The sequence below is a fragment of the Endozoicomonas sp. G2_1 genome (assembly GCF_017744155.1).
In the GTDB taxonomy this organism is placed as follows: Bacteria; Pseudomonadota; Gammaproteobacteria; order Enterobacterales; family Alteromonadaceae; genus JAGHQT01.
Window position 1 is genome coordinate 16,459 of sequence record NZ_JAGHQT010000014.1, and the last position, 18,545, is coordinate 35,003.

General features: G+C 43.4%; 19 protein-coding genes. 9 read left to right on the forward strand and 10 right to left on the reverse strand.

Translation table 11 applies throughout. The features are described from left to right. Positions 1 to 57: 57 nt before the first annotated feature. Positions 58 to 549, forward strand: a complete 492-nt coding sequence (locus J7384_RS14285; RefSeq protein ID WP_209115125.1) for a hypothetical protein — start codon at positions 58 to 60, stop codon at positions 547 to 549. 26 nt (positions 550 to 575) lie between these two features. Here the strand turns inward: J7384_RS14285 and J7384_RS14290 are convergent, their stop codons facing one another. The 4 genes from J7384_RS14290 to J7384_RS14305 all read right to left on the reverse strand — a co-directional run bounded on the left by J7384_RS14290 (position 576) and on the right by J7384_RS14305 (position 3,680). After that, positions 576 to 1,385 carry a UDP-2,3-diacylglucosamine diphosphatase gene (locus J7384_RS14290; RefSeq protein WP_209115126.1) on the reverse strand — a complete coding sequence of 270 codons (810 nt, stop codon included), beginning with the start codon at positions 1,383 to 1,385 and terminating at the stop codon, positions 576 to 578. Between the two features lie 96 nt (positions 1,386 to 1,481). Next, complete coding sequence (locus J7384_RS14295; protein ID WP_209115127.1) at positions 1,482 to 1,697, reverse strand: hypothetical protein; 216 nt, start codon at positions 1,695 to 1,697, stop codon at positions 1,482 to 1,484. A gap of 49 nt (positions 1,698 to 1,746) precedes the next feature. Next, positions 1,747 to 2,277 (reverse strand): DinB family protein, encoded by a 531-nt coding sequence (locus J7384_RS14300; RefSeq protein WP_209115128.1) that lies wholly within the window; start codon positions 2,275 to 2,277, stop codon positions 1,747 to 1,749. A 38-nt stretch (positions 2,278 to 2,315) separates the two neighbouring features. Then, a complete protein-coding gene (locus tag J7384_RS14305) occupies positions 2,316 to 3,680 on the reverse strand; it encodes an MFS transporter (protein ID WP_209115129.1) in 1,365 nt (454 codons plus the stop codon). A 275-nt stretch (positions 3,681 to 3,955) separates the two neighbouring features. Between J7384_RS14305 and uvrA the strand changes: the two genes are divergently transcribed. Continuing rightward, positions 3,956 to 6,778: an excinuclease ABC subunit UvrA gene (uvrA, locus tag J7384_RS14310; RefSeq protein ID WP_209115130.1), complete on the forward strand. Its 2,823-nt coding sequence runs from the start codon at positions 3,956 to 3,958 to the stop codon at positions 6,776 to 6,778. 48 nt (positions 6,779 to 6,826) lie between these two features. Here the strand turns inward: uvrA and J7384_RS14315 are convergent, their stop codons facing one another. Continuing rightward, on the reverse strand, positions 6,827 to 7,378 hold the full coding sequence (locus tag J7384_RS14315; protein WP_209115132.1) for a MarR family winged helix-turn-helix transcriptional regulator: 552 nt from the start codon (positions 7,376 to 7,378) through the stop codon (positions 6,827 to 6,829). 128 nt (positions 7,379 to 7,506) lie between these two features. Here J7384_RS14315 and J7384_RS14320 point away from each other — a divergent pair, with 128 nt between their 5' ends. From J7384_RS14320 to J7384_RS14330, 3 genes are all read left to right on the forward strand, one after another. Further along, the gene (locus J7384_RS14320; RefSeq protein WP_209115134.1) at positions 7,507 to 7,878 is read left to right on the forward strand and encodes a hypothetical protein; all 372 of its coding nucleotides are present in this window, start codon (positions 7,507 to 7,509) and stop codon (positions 7,876 to 7,878) included. Positions 7,879 to 8,041: 163 nt separating this feature from the next. Then, on the forward strand, positions 8,042 to 8,668 hold the full coding sequence (locus J7384_RS14325) for a fused MFS/spermidine synthase (RefSeq protein WP_247741805.1): 627 nt from the start codon (positions 8,042 to 8,044) through the stop codon (positions 8,666 to 8,668). After that, positions 8,661 to 9,563: a fused MFS/spermidine synthase gene (locus tag J7384_RS14330; RefSeq protein WP_209115136.1), complete on the forward strand. Its 903-nt coding sequence runs from the start codon at positions 8,661 to 8,663 to the stop codon at positions 9,561 to 9,563. The genes J7384_RS14325 and J7384_RS14330 overlap by 8 nt, the downstream gene beginning before the upstream one ends. Before the next feature lie 63 nt (positions 9,564 to 9,626). Here the strand turns inward: J7384_RS14330 and J7384_RS14335 are convergent, their stop codons facing one another. From J7384_RS14335 to typA, 4 genes are all read right to left on the reverse strand, one after another. Beyond that, on the reverse strand, positions 9,627 to 10,151 hold the full coding sequence (locus J7384_RS14335) for an ATP-binding protein (RefSeq protein WP_209115138.1): 525 nt from the start codon (positions 10,149 to 10,151) through the stop codon (positions 9,627 to 9,629). An 18-nt stretch (positions 10,152 to 10,169) separates the two neighbouring features. Continuing rightward, positions 10,170 to 10,640, reverse strand: coding sequence for a two pore domain potassium channel family protein (locus tag J7384_RS14340; RefSeq protein WP_209115140.1), 471 nt, complete (start codon positions 10,638 to 10,640; stop codon positions 10,170 to 10,172). Positions 10,641 to 10,686: 46 nt separating this feature from the next. Then, positions 10,687 to 11,100, reverse strand: a complete 414-nt coding sequence (locus tag J7384_RS14345) for an MAPEG family protein (RefSeq protein ID WP_209115142.1) — start codon at positions 11,098 to 11,100, stop codon at positions 10,687 to 10,689. Between the two features lie 180 nt (positions 11,101 to 11,280). Further along, the gene (gene typA, locus J7384_RS14350; RefSeq protein WP_209115144.1) at positions 11,281 to 13,104 is read right to left on the reverse strand and encodes a translational GTPase TypA; all 1,824 of its coding nucleotides are present in this window, start codon (positions 13,102 to 13,104) and stop codon (positions 11,281 to 11,283) included. A 337-nt stretch (positions 13,105 to 13,441) separates the two neighbouring features. On the opposite strand from typA, the gene glnA reads away from it, so the two are divergent. The 4 genes from glnA to glnG all read left to right on the forward strand — a co-directional run bounded on the left by glnA (position 13,442) and on the right by glnG (position 18,059). Continuing rightward, positions 13,442 to 14,848, forward strand: coding sequence for a glutamate--ammonia ligase (gene glnA, locus J7384_RS14355; RefSeq protein ID WP_209115146.1), 1,407 nt, complete (start codon positions 13,442 to 13,444; stop codon positions 14,846 to 14,848). A 126-nt stretch (positions 14,849 to 14,974) separates the two neighbouring features. Continuing rightward, positions 14,975 to 15,496, forward strand: a complete 522-nt coding sequence (locus J7384_RS14360; RefSeq protein WP_209115147.1) for a DUF4124 domain-containing protein — start codon at positions 14,975 to 14,977, stop codon at positions 15,494 to 15,496. 80 nt (positions 15,497 to 15,576) lie between these two features. Further along, positions 15,577 to 16,662 (forward strand): nitrogen regulation protein NR(II), encoded by a 1,086-nt coding sequence (gene glnL, locus J7384_RS14365; RefSeq protein WP_209115148.1) that lies wholly within the window; start codon positions 15,577 to 15,579, stop codon positions 16,660 to 16,662. Beyond that, positions 16,659 to 18,059, forward strand: coding sequence for a nitrogen regulation protein NR(I) (glnG, locus tag J7384_RS14370; protein WP_209115149.1), 1,401 nt, complete (start codon positions 16,659 to 16,661; stop codon positions 18,057 to 18,059). The genes glnL and glnG overlap by 4 nt, the downstream gene beginning before the upstream one ends. Before the next feature lie 83 nt (positions 18,060 to 18,142). On the opposite strand, the gene J7384_RS14375 is transcribed toward glnG, so the two are convergent. After that, entirely contained in the window at positions 18,143 to 18,523 is a 381-nt protein-coding gene (locus J7384_RS14375; RefSeq protein WP_209115150.1) for a MerC domain-containing protein, read from the reverse strand. Between the last annotated feature and the right edge of the window lie 22 nt (positions 18,524 to 18,545).

An 18,545-nucleotide genomic window follows, 5' to 3' on the forward strand; every position in this document is an offset into this window, starting at 1 on the left:
CGACTTTCATCAAAGCAATTTATACTGTTGATATACATGAGAAAATAAACTGAACTGATGCCATTAGATAAAGCGGAATTAATTGCCCAAATTATTAACCAACTGGAATGTGAACTAGCAGATTGCTTAGTGGCTGCAGACAATGCCCATTTAGCGGCGACCGACGATCAGTCAGTCGCTGAAACGCAGTACGACACCCTAGCCATCGAGGCTGGTTATTTGGCTGAAGGACAAGCCAAAAGAGCACTAGAAATTAAACAAGCTATCGCCAATTATCGCCAACTGACAATTAGAGAATATTTACCTGAACAAGCAATTGGGTTGGGTGCTTTAGTCCAATTAGCCGGCGACCAAGCATCAGGACAATGGTTTTTTATTGGCCCAGCTGCTGGCGGTTATAAAATAGCATTAGCCGACGGCGATGAGCACAACAGCATCACAATAGTTACACCGCAGTCTCCGATGGCAAAAGCACTTATTGGTCTATACTGCGACGATGAAGTATTACTCGCCAACCGGGTTATTGACGAAATTGAACGTGTTCAATAACCGCGTTCAATAGCTTTTCTTGTACCTTAAGCCGCCTTTTTGTCGGTGTCGGCTTTAGTCAGTGTTATCGGTGTTACTGGCTCAATTTGCGCACTAACTTTAGCCCAATAGAGCAAACTTAATTGGCCATTTTCTGACTCAATCAGTGCCGAACAATTTTCAATCCAATCACCTGTGTTGCAATAATCAACACTGGCTTTGGTATCAATTTCTGGGTGATGGATATGGCCACAAACCACGCCGTCGACACCGAGTTCTTTAGCTCGGTTGCGACAAGCGTTTTTATAACGTTCAATCGCAACATTAGCACCTTTGATCTTGCCTTTGATATAGCCTGCTAATGACCAGTAAGGGAAGCCACAAGCTGCACGAGCTTTGTTGTACCAACGATTTAAAAACAACAAAAAGTCATAGGCCTTATCACCAAGCCAAGCTTGAATAGGACCAAAACACACTTCAGGGTCAAACTGGTCACCGTGTAATAACAAGAGCTTTTTACCGTCAGCTGTGGTGTGTATGTATTCGCGGTGAATTTCTACTTCGCCAAAGTGCATACCGTCGTATTTTTGCGCCGGAGCATCGTGATTACCCGGTAAATAAATCACTTTGGTGCCTTGGTGAGACAATTGAAGCAAAGTGTGCAATAACTGGTTGTGAGATTCAGGCCACATAAAGCGTTTACTCATCGCCCACATATCAACAATATCGCCAACCAGATACAAGGTATCAAAGCTGTTGTGTTGCAAGAAGTCGAGTAAATATTCAGCCTTACAGTCTTTGTAGCCCAAGTGAATGTCCGATAGCCATACCGTTTTGTAATGAGTACCCGTTGTCATCGCTATACCTGCCAATGTGATTCAAAAATTCACACTGGCTATTTTCAAAACAATTTCTTACAGGTCGATGACGAGTTTTTGAACGAATGATGACAATCACTCATACCAAAGGGTAACTACAACTTTGGCTGTTAGCCAGCTGCCACCGCTTTGAGTTTGTCTAATTTCTTTAATACTTATATTCGGGTTCTGTTCTAACCATTTGTTAATTTCCACTTCTAATAACTCTGCATTTTCATGAGCTACCTTGGTAAAGAAGAGTGGCTTCCCGAGGTTAGTGTCTAATTCCTTGCTAAAAACTTTAACTTTCACTGTTCTATCCTTTAGTTTTCTTATCTGAACCATCTCAGCACATGACTATTTACAATGCAATAATGACAGGTAAGTCTGTACAACCGTATTCAATGCCAAGTTGGCTCAGTAAACAGGTAAGCTGGCCGCGATGATGTGCTTGGTGATTAAATAAATGCTGACAGACTAGCGCAACACTTTGGCTAACGCGAACGCCTTCAGTGGTTTGGTAGCTAATCGTTTGCTGGCTTTGAACATCGGTAAGTTGCTGGAAAAATGTCACTAGATCTTGGTCAAGGCGTGTTCTAAGTGCTTTTAATTCTGCAAAGTTTTTAGCAAAAATTTGTCTCGGCTCAGTTGCAATTGGCAACTCAGCTAAAAGCTCTATTCCTACATCGAAACAGTCACTTGCCAACAAGCGTCTCAGCAAGATTAAGTCGCCGAATAAAATGTGATTCCAATGGTCTAATACGCTGGGGAAAAACGCGCCTAAATCCTTGGTTAGTGTTTCATGACTCATTGTCTGACAAGCCAACAATAACTGCTGATTCAGGCGTTGATTATACTTCGCTAAATGTTGAAAGTTATTAACTAAAGTCATCGTCTCCCCTTGTTCATCGGTTAGTTATCAGTTCACTATCAAGCTTGTAACAAGGCTTTTATCTGCGCTAAATCAGCCTGTTGTTCATCAATTTTTAAATAAGCGACAGCCTCTTCGTGAACTAAAGTTGCTTCAAGTACGCCTGGCAGTTCACTGATTTGACTGGCTAAAGTTTGCGTTTGCTGCTCATTGCTGGTGTTCACCGCCAAACTGTAACTTTTCGATTTCACTAGCGGTGCCATGGTTAAACTCCATAACAGCCACACCGCTAACACGCTCGCCATGACCAAATAAATCGCCTGCTCTGACCAAATACTGGCAATTAAACCGCCAATAGCACCACCGAGGAAAGCACCAAAGAACTGACTAGATGAATAAATCCCCATCGCACTGCCCTTAACTCCCGCTGGCGCTAAGCGCGATAATATTGAGGGCATACTGGCTTCTAGATAATTGAAGGCAACAAAAAACAGCAGTAAACAAACCACTAACATAGTCAAACTGTGGCTAGCGGTGAAAAGCAATAACATGGCGATAATCATCAAACTAATCGACAGAATAAAGACTTGTTTTTCTTTCTGCTTTTTCAGGCCATAAATCATCAAAGGCACCATTAAAACAAAGGCACCAAGTAATACAGGTAGATAAAGTTGCCAGTGATTAGCTAATGGTAAACCGGCGCTAACGAATAATTTAGGTAAACTGACAAAACACGCAGTTAACACCATATGCAAAACAAAAACGCCAAAATTTAATCGAGCGAGTTGTGGCGCTTTAAACAGCTGACCGAGCTTTTCTGGCAGCGCGACATTATCACCACGCGGCGACTTATTGACTGAAAATGGCACAACAAACTGAATCATTGCCATTGCCAGTACCGTAAGTATTGCGGTAAACCAAAATAGGCCAGATAAACCGAAGCCTTCGGCAACGACTGGCCCGATGATCATGGCTGCGGTAAAAGACAAACCGATAAACATACCAATGGTGGCCATTACTTTAGAGCGCTGTTCTTCCCGTGACAAATCAGCAGCTAATGCCAATACGGCGCTGGCAATTGCCCCCATACCTTGTAAGGCTCGACCAAAGACCACACCGTAGACAGTGTCTGACATCGCGGCGACAACGCTACCTAATAAAAATACCAACAAGCCCGCCAATATTACCGGTTTGCGACCAAATTTATCTGACAAAATCCCCATTGGAATTTGTAAAAGCGCCTGGGTTAAACCATAAGCGCCAATTGCCAATCCCAACCAAAGCGGGCTATAACCAATAAGCTCCTGACCGTAGAGCGCAAACACCGGTAAAATCATAAATAGGCCTAACATGCGTAAGCCAAATACTGCAGCAAGGGAGAACGCTGCTTTTTTCTCTACTTTATTTAATCCTGATGCTGACATCGAAATCTCTGTAACTCTTAAATATGGAAGAAGCTTGTCGTAATTGACGAGCAAGCTCACCGACAGCTTTATACGCCGTTTAACTAAATCACGGCTACTTTAATTAGCTTAGGTCTAACAAAAATAAGTGAGCTAAAAAACACACTATTTTAACATGAAGCTAGCGCTATGGACATACGATAAAAAAGCCAATTATGACTGAAATTCCAACAAATTTTATGCGATAATAAGCGATTGTTTCGCTTTTCGGTCAAATTCTCGTTTACGGATATTTTATGCAGCAAATTGAAGTCAGGGGCGCGCGCACTCACAACTTAAAGAACATCAATCTCGATATTCCTCGCGACAAGCTCATTGTTATTACCGGCCTTTCTGGTTCAGGTAAATCATCTCTCGCCTTTGATACCTTGTATGCGGAAGGCCAACGCCGTTATGTAGAATCGCTCTCTGCCTATGCCCGTCAGTTTTTATCCTTGATGGAAAAGCCCGATGTCGATCATATTGAAGGGCTGTCACCGGCCATTTCAATTGAACAGAAATCAACTTCACATAACCCGCGCTCAACCGTTGGTACCATTACCGAAATATACGACTACTTGCGTTTGCTTTACGCGCGAGTTGGCGAGCCTCGCTGCCCAACCCATCACGAGCCGTTAGCAGCACAAACCGTCTCGCAAATGGTCGACAAAGTCCTAACGCTTGAAGAAGGGACAAAAGTGATGGTGCTAGCTCCAGTGCTGCAAAATCGCAAAGGCGAACATATTAAGCTTTTGGACAACCTCGCCGCTCAAGGCTACATTCGCGCGCGTATTGACGGTGAAGTGTGTGATTTATCAGATCCACCGAAATTAGAATTACACAAAAAGCACACCATTGAAGTCGTGGTTGACCGCTTAAAAGTGCGTAAAGATATTCAATTGCGCTTGGCCGAGTCATTTGAGAATGCTCTCGAACTTTCCGCCGGTACCGCCAAAGTCGCTTTTATGGACGAACCCGAGCGCGAAGAGTTGCTGTTTTCAGCTAACTTTGCCTGTCCACAATGTGGCTATAGTATGCAGGAGTTGGAGCCGAGGTTGTTCTCGTTTAACAACCCTGCTGGCGCTTGCCAAACCTGTGATGGTTTGGGTAATCAGCAGTTTTTCGACCCAAGCCGTGTGATCACCAACCCTGAATTAAGCCTTTCTGGCGGCGCTATTCGCGGCTGGGACAAACGCAACTTTTATTATTTTCAGATGTTGCAAGCCTTAGCCGAACACTACGACTTTGCCGTTGACACGCCTTTTCAAGAACTCGACGACAAAACGCAAAAGCTCGTGCTTTACGGCAGTGGTAAACAAGAAATCGAGTTTAAGTACATGAATGATCGCGGCGACATCATCGTTCGCAAGCACCCATTCGAGGGTATCTTAAACAACATGGACCGCCGTTATCGCGAAACTGAATCAAATGCGGTACGCGAAGAACTGGCCAAGTACTTAAATAGCCAATCTTGTCACGACTGTTACGGTAGTCGTTTGCGTTTAGAAGCGCGCAATGTCTTTATCAACGACACGCCTTTGCCAACCATCACCGAATACTCAATTGCCGAAGCATTGGACTTTTTTCAAAGCCTTAACCTGACTGGGCAACGAGGTAAAATCGCCGAAAAAATCCTAAAAGAAATCAACGATCGCTTGGGCTTTTTGGTTAACGTTGGCTTGAACTACCTCAACCTATCGCGCAGCGCCGATACGCTATCAGGTGGTGAAGCGCAGCGCATTCGCTTGGCCAGTCAAATTGGCGCTGGCTTAGTTGGCGTTATGTACGTACTTGACGAGCCATCAATAGGATTGCACCAACGCGATAACGAACGCTTACTCAACACTTTGATTCACCTGCGCGATCTCGGTAATACCGTGATTGTGGTTGAACACGACGAAGACGCGATTCGCGCGGCCGATTTTGTTATCGATATTGGCCCCGGCGCTGGTGTCCATGGCGGCAGTGTGATTGCTCAAGGCGACGTTGAAGCGATTAAAGCCAGCACTGAGTCACTTACCGGCAAGTATTTATCCGGCGTCGAAAAAATTGAAGTACCAAGCAGAAGAACCCCGTTTAACGACAAAGCCTTGGTAGAGCTTAAAGGGGCTAGCGGTAATAACTTAAAAAATGTTGATTTAACCATTCCAGTTGGTTTGATGACTTGTATTACAGGTGTATCGGGTTCAGGTAAATCAACCTTAATCAACGACACTTTATACAAACTTGCTCATACCGAGCTCAATGGCGCAACAACCCAAGAGCCGGCGCCGCATAAAAGCATTAGCGGTCTAGACCAGCTCGATAAAGTCATTGATATTGACCAAAGCCCAATCGGTAGAACACCACGCTCAAACCCAGCAACGTATACTGGTATTTTTACCGCAGTGCGCGAGATTTTTGCTGGTACCCAAGAAGCGCGTTCGCGCGGTTACAAGCCCGGTCGCTTTAGTTTTAACGTTAAAGGTGGCCGCTGTGAAGCGTGCCAAGGCGACGGCGTAATCAAGGTTGAGATGCACTTTTTGCCCGACGTTTACGTGCCTTGTGATGTTTGTAAAGGCAAACGTTACAACCGCGAAACCCTAGAAGTAAAATACAAAGGCAAAAATATTCACGAAGTATTGGATATGACGATTGAAGATGCCTTTGAATTTTTCGCGCCGATTCCGGCAGTTAAACGTAAGTTGCAAACTTTAATGGATGTTGGCCTGAGCTATATCAAACTCGGCCAGTCGGCAACCACGCTTTCAGGCGGTGAAGCACAACGGGTGAAACTGTCAAAAGAGTTGTCAAAACGCGATACCGGTAAAACCTTATACATTCTTGATGAACCGACAACCGGTTTACACTTCCACGATATTAAGCAACTGTTGGAAGTGATTCATCGCTTGCGCGATCACGGCAATACCATAGTAGTTATTGAACACAACTTAGACGTGATTAAAACGGCAGACTGGATTGTCGACTTAGGTCCTGAAGGTGGCTCCGGTGGCGGCCAAATATTGGTTACCGGAACCCCAGAAAGTGTCGCCGAACATTGTGCCTCCCACACTGCGAGGTTTTTAAAACCTCTTCTATAAGCTCACTGGTTGAATGCCCGATAAACTTCAGTTTATCGGGCTTTTTTGTTAGCTATTGTGATGAACGCAAAGTTGCTGGTGCTCATCAGTTTGTAACACTTCTTGAGTCAAGCCACAAATCACCTGCCCCTGCTGGCGTTTAAAGTGCCTACAAGTATGGCAAACGCCAAATACTTTATAGTTATTGCCCTGTTGTAGTTTTCTCAACAAGCTATCAAATGCTGCTAACAAGGCCTGATGTTCGCCATCTTGATACTGACTTTCGGCGATCGACCACGCTTTGCTCTGATGTTTAGCCAATTTTTTACCATCAGCAGTCAATTTTAAATGCTGCTTGCGTTTATCGATTAAATCAGCTTCTTTTCGGACTAACTGCTTTTTTTCAAGCAAGCTGACCGAGGTCGAGACTGTGCCTTTGGTTTGCCCTAAAAACTCGCACAGCACCAATAGGGTATTACTGTAACGGTTACAACGCGCTAAATAGTGAATTATTTGCAAATGAATCAGTTGCAAGCCGTGCTCATTGGCGAGCTTTTTTTGCTCGCTGCGCAAGATATTGACGAGCGCTTCTAGGTAGTCGGTAACGTTATTAGTAATCATGGCTTTATCTTATACCCGCCAACATACTTAGACAACGATTATTTGTTTCGAATAAAAACATATTGACAGTTCATATTTTGATCGAATAACATTTGTTTCGAATAAAAACAATTGTCAACGAGGTCATTATGAATTTAAAAGTTATTTCACCAACCTTACACGGCTTGCTCGATTATACCGCCGCTCTTGGTCTAGTCTTATTGCCTATGCTGTTATCGCTAAAACAAGAATCCGCACTAGTGTATTGGTTTTCAATTACTGCTGGACTCGGGTTAATGAGCTACAGCCTGTTAACAAGCTATAAATTGAGTTTGTTTAAATTTTTCAGTTATAAAATGCATTTAATTTTAGATGCACTAGCTAGCTCAGCATTTTTATTACTTGCAGTGCTACACCAAGGAACTTTGCTAAGTACGGTTTACTGTTTGGTCATGGGCGGTGGCGTTATTGTTGTTATCGCCTTATCTAACCAGCAACCAATCTCAGTTAGTAAGGCCTAGTAACACTGTTCACTGTTATCTCCCTTAACCAGCTGCCAGTTACATCAAGATGCCAGCCGACTCATTTACAGGGTAGATCAACTATTTAACGCTAGAATTGTCGAAGCAAAGTCGATAGGCTGTGGGCATAATATTCCATAATAATCTTTACACAGGACTACAGATGCCCGCTAGCGCTATCAATTTACTCGTATATTTATTGGCTTTTACCAGTGGTTTTTCCATTATGGGAATAGAGCTTCTGGCCGGTCGTATACTGGCACCCTACTTTGGCAGTAGTGTTCATATTTGGGGCAGTATAATCACAGTATTTATGTTGAGTTTGTCGATTGGCTACCTACTCGGTGGCAAATACTCTACACACAACGCATCGCTAACACGCTACGGCACTATTTTTATTATCGCTGGAATTACCGTGACGCCAGTTGCGCTATTTGCCGAGCCGATTATGGAATTTATTTTTACGGCGATTGAAGACAGTCGCTATGGCTCGTTACTCGCCTCTATGGCACTGTTTTTTATCCCAACGATTATTCTTGGCATGATTTCGCCTTATTCAGTAAGACTGCTAGTAACCAGTAAAGAAGAGAGTGGACAAGTGGCGGGCAAGCTTTATTTTGTCTCGACACTTGGTAGTGCGCTTGGCACGATAATGACCTCGTTTTATTTTGTTCTATGGTTTGAAGTCAACGCCATTATTTTAAGTTACTGCACCATATTGGTTGTTTTGGGCTTATGCGCTATTTTTCTCACCAAACCTTTAAACCAACTGGAGCGCGCTCATGCTTAACAAAGTTTCGTCACTAGCAGTTCAGTTTAGCGCAGCGATCGCGCTAACAATCACCTGTGCAAGTTCGGTATCTGCAAAAGTCATTCACAGTGAACGTTCGCTATACAGAAATATCATTGTTGAAGATAAAAAGGATATTCGCTGCTTAAAATTTACTGTTAAGCGCAACACCAGCAACCAAAGTTGCATGTCGAAAAGCAATCCACAAAAACTGATTTTCTCTTACACTAAGCTACTATTTGCGGGCTTACTCGCCCAACCTGAGCCAGAGCGAGTACTGATTATTGGCCTAGGTGGCGGTACTATTTCAAATACATTGCATCAGTTATTTCCCGATATCACGATTGATAATGTTGAAATAGATCCTGCTGTCGTCAAAGTAGCGAAAGAGTATTTTGCCTACCTAGAAAACGACAAGATTCAAACCATTGCTCGAGATGGTCGTATTTTTGTCAAGCGCGCTTTGGTGAAAAAACAACAATACGATTGGATTATTCTCGATGCTTTCAACGGCGATTATATTCCAGAACACTTGATGACCCGAGAGTTTTTACAAGAAGTAAAAGCACTACTTAGCGAGCAAGGCATTGTTTTGGCCAACACTTTCTCAATTAGTCGTCTTTACGATTATGAATCAGCCACTTATCACGATGTCTTTGGTGATTTTTACAATGTTAGTAATGAAAACGGTGGCAATAGGATTATTTTAGCCGGTAAAAATGGGCGTCCTGCTCGAGCAACAATGACCACGAGAGCAAGTCAATTAAAAGCTATGTTAACGCCTTTTGGTGTTGACCTAGAGCACGTCAATAGACAAATCTCAGAGCGCAAAGATTGGCCTGAAAATACCCGTATTCTGACCGATCAATACTCGCCAGCCAATCTGTTAAAATAGTAAATAAATCAGAGGAGCGCTCTGCATTAAGCGTGCTAAAAGAGCGTTCCTTTTTACATCAAACTAAGCTTGCAAGACTTCGGTAACCTGCTGAAAACGCTCTTCAACACTACCTGAAAGTTCTGTATAGGCAATATTTCTCAAATGAAGTTGCTCAGTAATAAAACGCTGAAACTCGTCGCGTTTAACGTCGCCACTGCGCTCCCAAGTGTCTTCAAAAGGAATGTCATCTTTACACAGAAACACTACGTCAAAACGCTCCTTACTCTCATCAGCTAATTGGTCTAATTTGGGATGGGCGCAGCCGTAGTAGTCTTGTGCAAAATGCCAAGTGGTCAAAGCGTTGGTATCAACAATTAAAAACTTGTTGGCATTGGCTATTGCTTCATCTTCTAATCTAATTTGTTGTTCGGCAATGTAGAGCAACTGTTCTTGACTGAGCAAACGATCACACTGATGTTCGAGCCAATATTCTCGACCGAATTCCGCGATAAACTCAGTTTCAAGACGCTCTGCCACTAACTCGGCAATGGTTGTTTTACCTGTACTGGGCGCGCCCAAAAATACCACGCGTTTTACTGCTTGCATTGGTAACTTTATTCCTACTTACTCAGTTATTTTTTTCGTTAATTTGTCTAGCTGTGCTTCAAGCTCTATCAGCTTCTTCAAAATTTGATCATTTTGCTTACGAAGCTCACGATTTTTGACATTAGTGTCTGAAAAGCCAAAGACTTTGCCCGCAAAAATGGCGCCTATGCCGCCGAGAATGCCTACGCCAAGTACGAACATTAGTAGCACCATAGCTCGACCAACCAAGGTGACAGGGTAATGATCGCCAAAGCCGATAGTACTAGAACTCATTAGCATCAACCACAAGGCATCGGTGTAATTGGCAATATTAGCATTTTCAGCGCCTAACTCAGCAAGGTAAGTCACATAACCCAAGCTACAAACCAAAACGGTCATCGCTAAAATCGAAAATAAGGCAATGGCGAAAACACTGTAGTTAACTACGCCAAATTCATCGATTTTGTACATGCCTGTTTTTTCCATGACACTTTTAACGACTATCGCCATCGTTCTTCCTCTTTCACACTCTTTTGCATCATTACCTAGCCGACAATTAAATGATGGCTATCGCTGTTTGGATCATCATCACTAACAAAACCAATAGTGACAAACTAAATACCGCCATACGATGTGGCACGTAGTTACTGCTGATCTGAACATAAGAATGCAGATAACGCAGCGCACAAAAGCCACATGCTAACCAAATTGTTAAGTCAGTCACACTGTTGGTGACATAGCTGACTAAACAAACCACGTAAAATAAAATCGGTGCTTCGTACTGATTGGCAAGATTATTCGATACCAGCAAGACATAGTCAGGCCAAGCTTTATTGTCTAACGCGGCTTTCTTGCGATCGACTTCTTTGGCCTTAACCGCTTTGCTTTTTCGAGCTGCCATTAAAAAGTACAAACTAATCACTAACAGCAAATGCGCTAACACGGGATAAAAGATCGCTTGGCCATTCATGGAAAACACTCCAGTATTACAATTTGAATTTAAAACCGATACGTTATCATAGCTTGGCAACTGAGTTAACACGTGGCTGAAGATAAACAAAAAAGCCATTGCTGCAACAGCAATGGCTTATCAAGTCACTAATTTAGCACGCTATTGCACGCCAAGTTAGTTAATCACTCAAGCGTGCAACTAAGCTTTTTTAGCGTTGCGGCTTTCACGTTTACGATCAGACTCTTTCAACCACTTCTTACGAATGCGAATATTCTCAGGGGTTACTTCAACAAGCTCATCGTCATCAATAAACTCAAGTGCTTGTTCAAGCGTCATTTGAATTGGCGGCGTTAATACTTGCGCGTCATCAGTACCTGCGGCACGAACGTTAGTTAACTGCTTACCTTTAAGGGCGTTAACGGTTAAGTCGTTATCACGGCTGTGAATACCGATCACCATACCTTCGTAAACTTCAACACCGTGACCAATCATCAAACGACCGCGGTCTTGTAAGTTAAATAATGCGTTAGTTAACGCTTTACCTTGGGCATTGGCAATTAATACACCGTTCAAACGCTGACCAATTTCGCCACCTTTGTGCGGGCCATACTGTAAGAATGTGTGGTAAATCAAACCTGAACCTGAAGTTAAGGTCATGAACTCAGTTTGGAAACCAATCAAACCACGACTTGGCATAATGAAGTCCATGCGAATACGGCCTTTGCCATCTGGCGCCATATCGGTCAATTCAGCTTTGCGCAGACCCATTTTTTCCATGATTGAACCTTGATGCTCTTCTTCAACATCAACGGTTACCGTTTCGTAAGGCTCTTCAATCTGACCGTCAACGTCACGCATGATAACTTCAGGGCGAGATACGGCTAATTCAAAACCTTCACGACGCATGTTTTCAATCAAAATACCTAAGTGAAGTTCACCACGACCAGAAACGCGGAACTTGTCAGGGTCATCAGTTTCTTCAACACGCAAAGCAACGTTGTGAACGAGCTCTTTTTCTAAACGCTCAAGAATGTTGCGCGAAGTAACAAACTTACCTTCTTGACCAGCAAATGGAGAAGTATTTACCTGGAAGGTCATGGTCACCGTTGGTTCATCAACAGAAAGCGCTGGTAATGGCTCAACTTCTGACGGACAACAAATAGTGTCAGAAATCTTAAGCTCGCCTAAACCAGTAATGGCGATAATGTCGCCCGCTTTGGCTTCTTCAACTTCGTGACGCTCAAGACCTAAGTAACCAAATACTTTACCAACTTTACCGTTGTGTACTGGACCCGCTGCAGTTTGAATAGTCACTTGTTGGTTTGGCTTAACACTACCACGAGTAACACGACCAACACCGATAACGCCCAAGTAAGAGCTGTAATCAAGTTGTGATACTTGCATTTGGAAAGCGCCTTCAGGATCAGCGTCTGGTGCAGGTACTTGGTCGATAATCGTTTGGAAAAGCGGCGTCATATCAGCGCCAGTTTCACCTTCTTCCAAAGATGCCCAACCGTTAATTGCTGATGCGTATACCACTTGGAAGTCTAACTGTTCATCGCTAGCGCCTAAGTTGTCGAACAAGTCAAACACTTGATCCATTACCCAATCAGGACGAGCGCCCGGCTTGTCAATCTTGTTAATAACAACGATTGGCTTTAAGCCTTGAGCAAAAGCTTTTTGCGTAACGAAACGCGTTTGTGGCATCGGGCCTTCTTGCGCGTCAACAATCAACAATACAGAGTCAACCATCGACATAACACGCTCAACTTCACCACCAAAATCGGCGTGACCTGGAGTATCTACGATATTTACACGATAGTCGTTCCAGTTAATAGCAGTGTTTTTCGCTAAAATAGTGATACCGCGCTCTTTCTCGATATCATTTGAATCCATTACGCGATCTTCAAGTTCAGTTCTTGAATCAAGCGTACCCGATTGTTCCAACAACTTATCAACAAGCGTGGTTTTACCGTGGTCAACGTGAGCGATAATCGCTACATTTCTTAATTTATCTAACACAGGCTTTTGCTCTTAGGGCTATAATTGGGCGCGAATTATACAGGACTAACGTCAACAAATAAAACAGTTAACCGCTTTATTTACCGAATTGTCACAAAGCTAAAAGCGAGCGAGAGTTGGACTTATAGTGCTCAACAATAGAGCAAAAACAGCCAAATGCACCACAAAGATCCACAACAAGCACCAAAGCAGTGCAAAGACATTCACCTTCAGATCGTAATACACTGAAAACAAAGAAGTTTACCCTTGGCACGAAACTCGCTTTTGTGCTGGCACAAGTGTACACACTTAACAAGTTTACGTTAGATTTCACAAAAATAAGTACTGGAGACTTTCGATGTCACAAGCAGTTTTAGATTTAATCAAAGAAAACGATGTTAAATTCGTTGATTTACGTTTCACCGACTCTAAAGGTAAAGAGCAACACGTTTCTCTTCCTCATCACCAAATCGACGAAGACTTCTTCGAAGAAGGTAAAATGTTCGACGGCTCTTCAATCGCTGGTTGGAAAGGTATTAATGAATCTGACATGGTATTAATGCCTGACGCATCTACTGCTGTTTTAGACCCGTTCACTGAAGAAGTTACTTTAAACATCCGTTGTGACATCGTTGAACCTGCAACTATGCAAGGTTACAGCCGCGACCCTCGTTCAGTAGCCAAGCGCGCTGAAGAATACATGCGTTCAACGGGTATTGCAGACACTGTTTTATTTGGTCCAGAGCCAGAGTTCTTCGTATTTGAAGACGTTAAATTCAAAGCTGACATGTCAGGCGCGTCATACTCAATTGACGATCCAGAAGCGGTTTGGAACTCAGACACAGATTACGAAGGTGGCAACAAAGGTCATCGTCCAGGTGTTAAAGGCGGTTACTTCCCAGTTGCACCAGTTGACTCTTCACAAGACTTGCGTTCAGCAATGTGTTTAGTAATGGAAGAAATGGGCTTAGTGGTTGAAGCGCATCACCATGAAGTTGCAACAGCTGGTCAAAACGAAATCGCTTGTCGCTTCAACACTATGGTGAGTAAAGCTGACGAAGTTCAAATTTACAAGTATGTTGTTCACAACGTAGCTCACGCTTACGGTAAAACAGCGACTTTCATGCCTAAGCCATTAGTTGGCGACAACGGTACTGGTATGCACTGTCACCAATCTTTAGCGAAAGACGGTGTTAACCTTTTTGCTGGTGACAAGTACGGCGGTTTGTCTGAAACTGCTCTTTACTACATTGGTGGTATCATCAAGCACGCTAAAGCGCTTAACGCCTTCACTAACGCTTCAACTAACTCTTACAAGCGTTTAGTACCTGGCTTTGAAGCACCTGTTATGCTTGCCTACTCAGCGCGTAACCGCAGTGCGTCAATCCGTATTCCTGTAGTACCTTCACCAAAGGCACGTCGTATCGAAGTACGTTTCCCTGACCCAACAGCTAACCCATACTTAGCATTCTCTGCAATGTTAATGGCTGGTCTTGACGGCATTAAGAACAAGATCCACCCTGGCGATGCTATGGACAAAGATTTATACGACCTACCTGCAGAAGAAGCGGCAGCAATTCCTCAAGTAGCGTCTTCTTTTGAAGAAGCACTAGATGCGCTAGAAGCTGACAAAGAGTTCTTAACTGCTGGCGGTGTTATGGACGAAGATATGATTGATGCATACATCGGCCTTAAGCGTGAAGAAGTTGAAACCCTTAACATGACAACTCACCCGGTTGAGTTCCAAATGTACTACAGCGTATAATTTGCGCTGAAAAACAACTGAGATAATAAAAAGCCCACTTCGGTGGGCTTTTTTTGTAGCACTACCGGTCAATTTTAGATAGATTAGTAAATATGATTGACTAAAAAAGGAACGCTGAGTAACTGTATGAGAGCATTCTATTTGATTGTCCTTATAGTTATCTTGTCATCGACTGCCGTCTACGCTACGTCGACGAAAGTTTATGTCTGGCGTAATGAACAAGGAGTACTGGTCTTTTCAGACAGTCCAAGGCCAGGTGCAGAAGAAGTTGACGTAAAAACTGATAACGATGTTTTACCATCAGTTGATACCTCTATCTTGGATATCAAGCCCAAGGAAATTCAAGAACAATACCACGTTGAAATTAGCCAACCTGAAGACAATGCTACCATTCGCGACAATACCGGCTCTGTCTATATCGCGGGGCGTATCAAGCCAATCTTCAAACAAGGGCTAAAAGTACAATTGTACTTAGACGACAAGCCGTACGAAAAACCTCAAGCCAACTCAATGTTTGTCCTGCGCAACGTTGACCGCGGCGAACACCAAGTAAAAATGGATCTAATCAATGCACAAGGCAAGGTTATTGCATCATCAAAGCCAATAACCTTTTATATGCATAGAACCTCGATAATTAGAGCAAATTAGCACTAGTTAGGTGCATATTAAAGTTTATTCTTTTACACTTAACTTTAGTTTGCACCAATTTAGTGCGTTAGGATTTTATTTTGCTTGATCGTCGTGAACGCCAACAGCATAAGCTAGAATACCAGAGACAGCTCACTAATCAGTTAGTCACCGCAGTGATAGTTTTAGACCAATCACTGGTTATTCAATATGCCAACCCGTCGGCAGAAGCTTTGCTAATCAAAAGCTTAGATAAACTACACGGCAAACATTTCAACGAGATATTCACCAAAGAACCGATTGGTATTCATCGCTTACAACAGTTGATTGAATCGGGACAAGAGTTCACCGACAACGAAGTATTGTTCCAACTTTACGACAACTATGCGATTACGGTTGAGCTCACAGCATCGTCAATTGATGTCAATCAAGAGCCACATGTACTATTAGAGTGCAAACAGATCGACCAGCAAAAACAAATCAGCAATGAAACCTTCCAACAACAACAATGGGAATCGGCCAGAGATCTTATTCGCGGACTAGCGCATGAAATAAAGAATCCGCTCGGTGGCTTGCGTGGTGCGGCTCAGTTACTCAATAGAGAAATTACACCTGAGCAACAAGAATACACCGCGATGATTATTGAACAAGCCGATCGACTGACCAACTTAGTTGACCGATTGCTTGGGCCAAACCAATTGCCAAAATTCAGCGTTCAAAGTGTCCACCAAGTGATTGAAAAGGTATACCAACTTGTCAGTTTAGGCAGTGAGCACAATATTGAAATTGTCCGTGACTACGACCCTTCAATCCCCGATATCGAGTTTGATCAAGATAAAATCCTACAAGCGATTTTAAACATTGTTAACAATGCCGTTCAGGCACTTAAAGGACAAGGCAAAATAACCCTGAAAACCCGCGTAGCCAGCAACCAAACAATTAATGGTAAACGCATCAAACTCTGCGTCAAAGTCAGCATTGTTGATAATGGCCCAGGGATTCCCGAACAAATTCAAGATACGCTGTTTTACCCTATGGTGTCTGGCCGTTCTGACGGCACTGGTATCGGCTTGTCGATTTCTCAAACACTGGTGCACCAACACCAAGGTAAATTGTCTTGTAGCAGCCGACCTGGTCAAACCGAATTCACTATTTTACTACCAATTAATGAAGCGAGCCTTGCATGATCACAGAACAAGTTTGGATTGTTGACGATGACAGCTCAATCCGTTGGGTTTTAGAAAAAGCCTTTGCCAATGCCAATATCAGCGCCGCCTCCTTCGATAGCGCCGACAACCTTTTAATCGCATTGGATCACAACCAGCCTGAAGTGATTATTTCAGACATTAGAATGCCGAACATCGATGGCATGACCTTGTTAAATCGCATCAGCGAACAATATCCGTTATTACCCGTCATTATTATGACCGCGCACTCCGATTTAGACAGCGCAGTTAACGCATACCAAGGTGGTGCGTTTGAATACTTGCCCAAACCATTTGATATCGATGAGGCCGTCGCCTTAACCAAACGAGCACTCACCCATGCTCGTGAACAAAACGCACAACAGCAGCAAAAAGACGACAGCCAAGCCAGTGTCGGTATTATCGGCGAAGCTCCGGCAATGCAGGAAGTTTTCCGCGCCATTGGTCGCTTGTCACGTTCGAGTATCAGTGTTTTGATCAATGGCGAATCAGGTACAGGTAAAGAGTTAGTTGCCCACGCGCTGCACTCCCATAGTCCACGTGCTGCTCAACCTTTTATTCCACTTAATATGGCGGCTATCCCAAAAGACTTAATCGAATCTGAGTTGTTCGGCCACGAAAAAGGCGCGTTTACCGGCGCTAACTCAGTCCGTCAAGGCCGTTTTGAACAGGCTCACAATGGCACCTTATTCTTAGATGAAATTGGCGATATGCCACTTGATATTCAAACGCGATTGTTACGTGTTTTGGCCGATGGCCAATTTTATCGGGTTGGCGGGCACTCGCCGATTAAGGTCGATGTTCGCATTATCGCGGCGACTCACCAAAATCTCGAACAGCGCGTACAGGCTGGTGACTTTCGCGAGGATCTATTTCACCGACTCAATGTGATCAGAATTCAATTACCAAGCTTAAGAGAGCGACAAGAAGATATTCCACAACTTGCCAATCACTTTTTAAAACTCGCGGCAAAAGAGCTCAGTGTCGAACCTAAAACCTTAGACAAATCAGCAGTTAACTTTTTAAAACACTGTGAATGGCCCGGTAATGTTCGACAACTAGAAAACATTTGTCGCTTTTTAACGGTAATGGCGAGTGGCCAAGAAATCCTAATTGATGATTTGCCCGCCGAGCTTACTGAAACATCCAAATCAATTCAGACTGGTGACCAAAGCTGGCAATCGGCGTTGGAGACATGGTTAGATCAAGAACTGAAAAGTGGTAAATCGGCAATTCTAGACGAACTACAGCCTGAATTTGAACGGATTATGCTAAGAAAAGCGCTCGCGCATACCCAAGGTCATAAACAAGAAGCGGCGAAAAAACTCGGTTGGGGTAGAAACACATTGACTAGGAAACTGAAAGAACTCAACCTCTAGTCGTATCAGTACTAGAGGTTTTAAAATCGAATCTTAAGGACTTGTTTTACGGGCTTGTTTTACGGGCTTGTTTTACAAGTTAATTATGAGCTGCAGCCGTGTTCATCGCACTGCTTGCAGCTGTTACACAATTTCAAGTTAATAAAGTGAGCCGCAACAATTAAACCACTCCCCAAAATAATCACTAAGGGTTGTAGTTGTTCAGCAACTTGATGGTTTTGCCAGTAAATAGCAACACCTAGGAACAGCAAATAGAAAGGGTAAAGTTTTCTGTGATAACGTTTAAAACCAGAAAAGATGGTAATCGCCCCTAACACCGCAGTGGCAAGTAAAAAGCCGTGTTCCCAGCTGTGGTCGGCAAGAAAGCTCAAGCCAAACAAAGGTAAAGCAGGTAGCAAGATCGGCAGCATAATGCAATGTAATGCACATAGTGATGTTGCTGCAATACCTAACCTACTTAACATGTTGAACGATACCTCTCGCTAG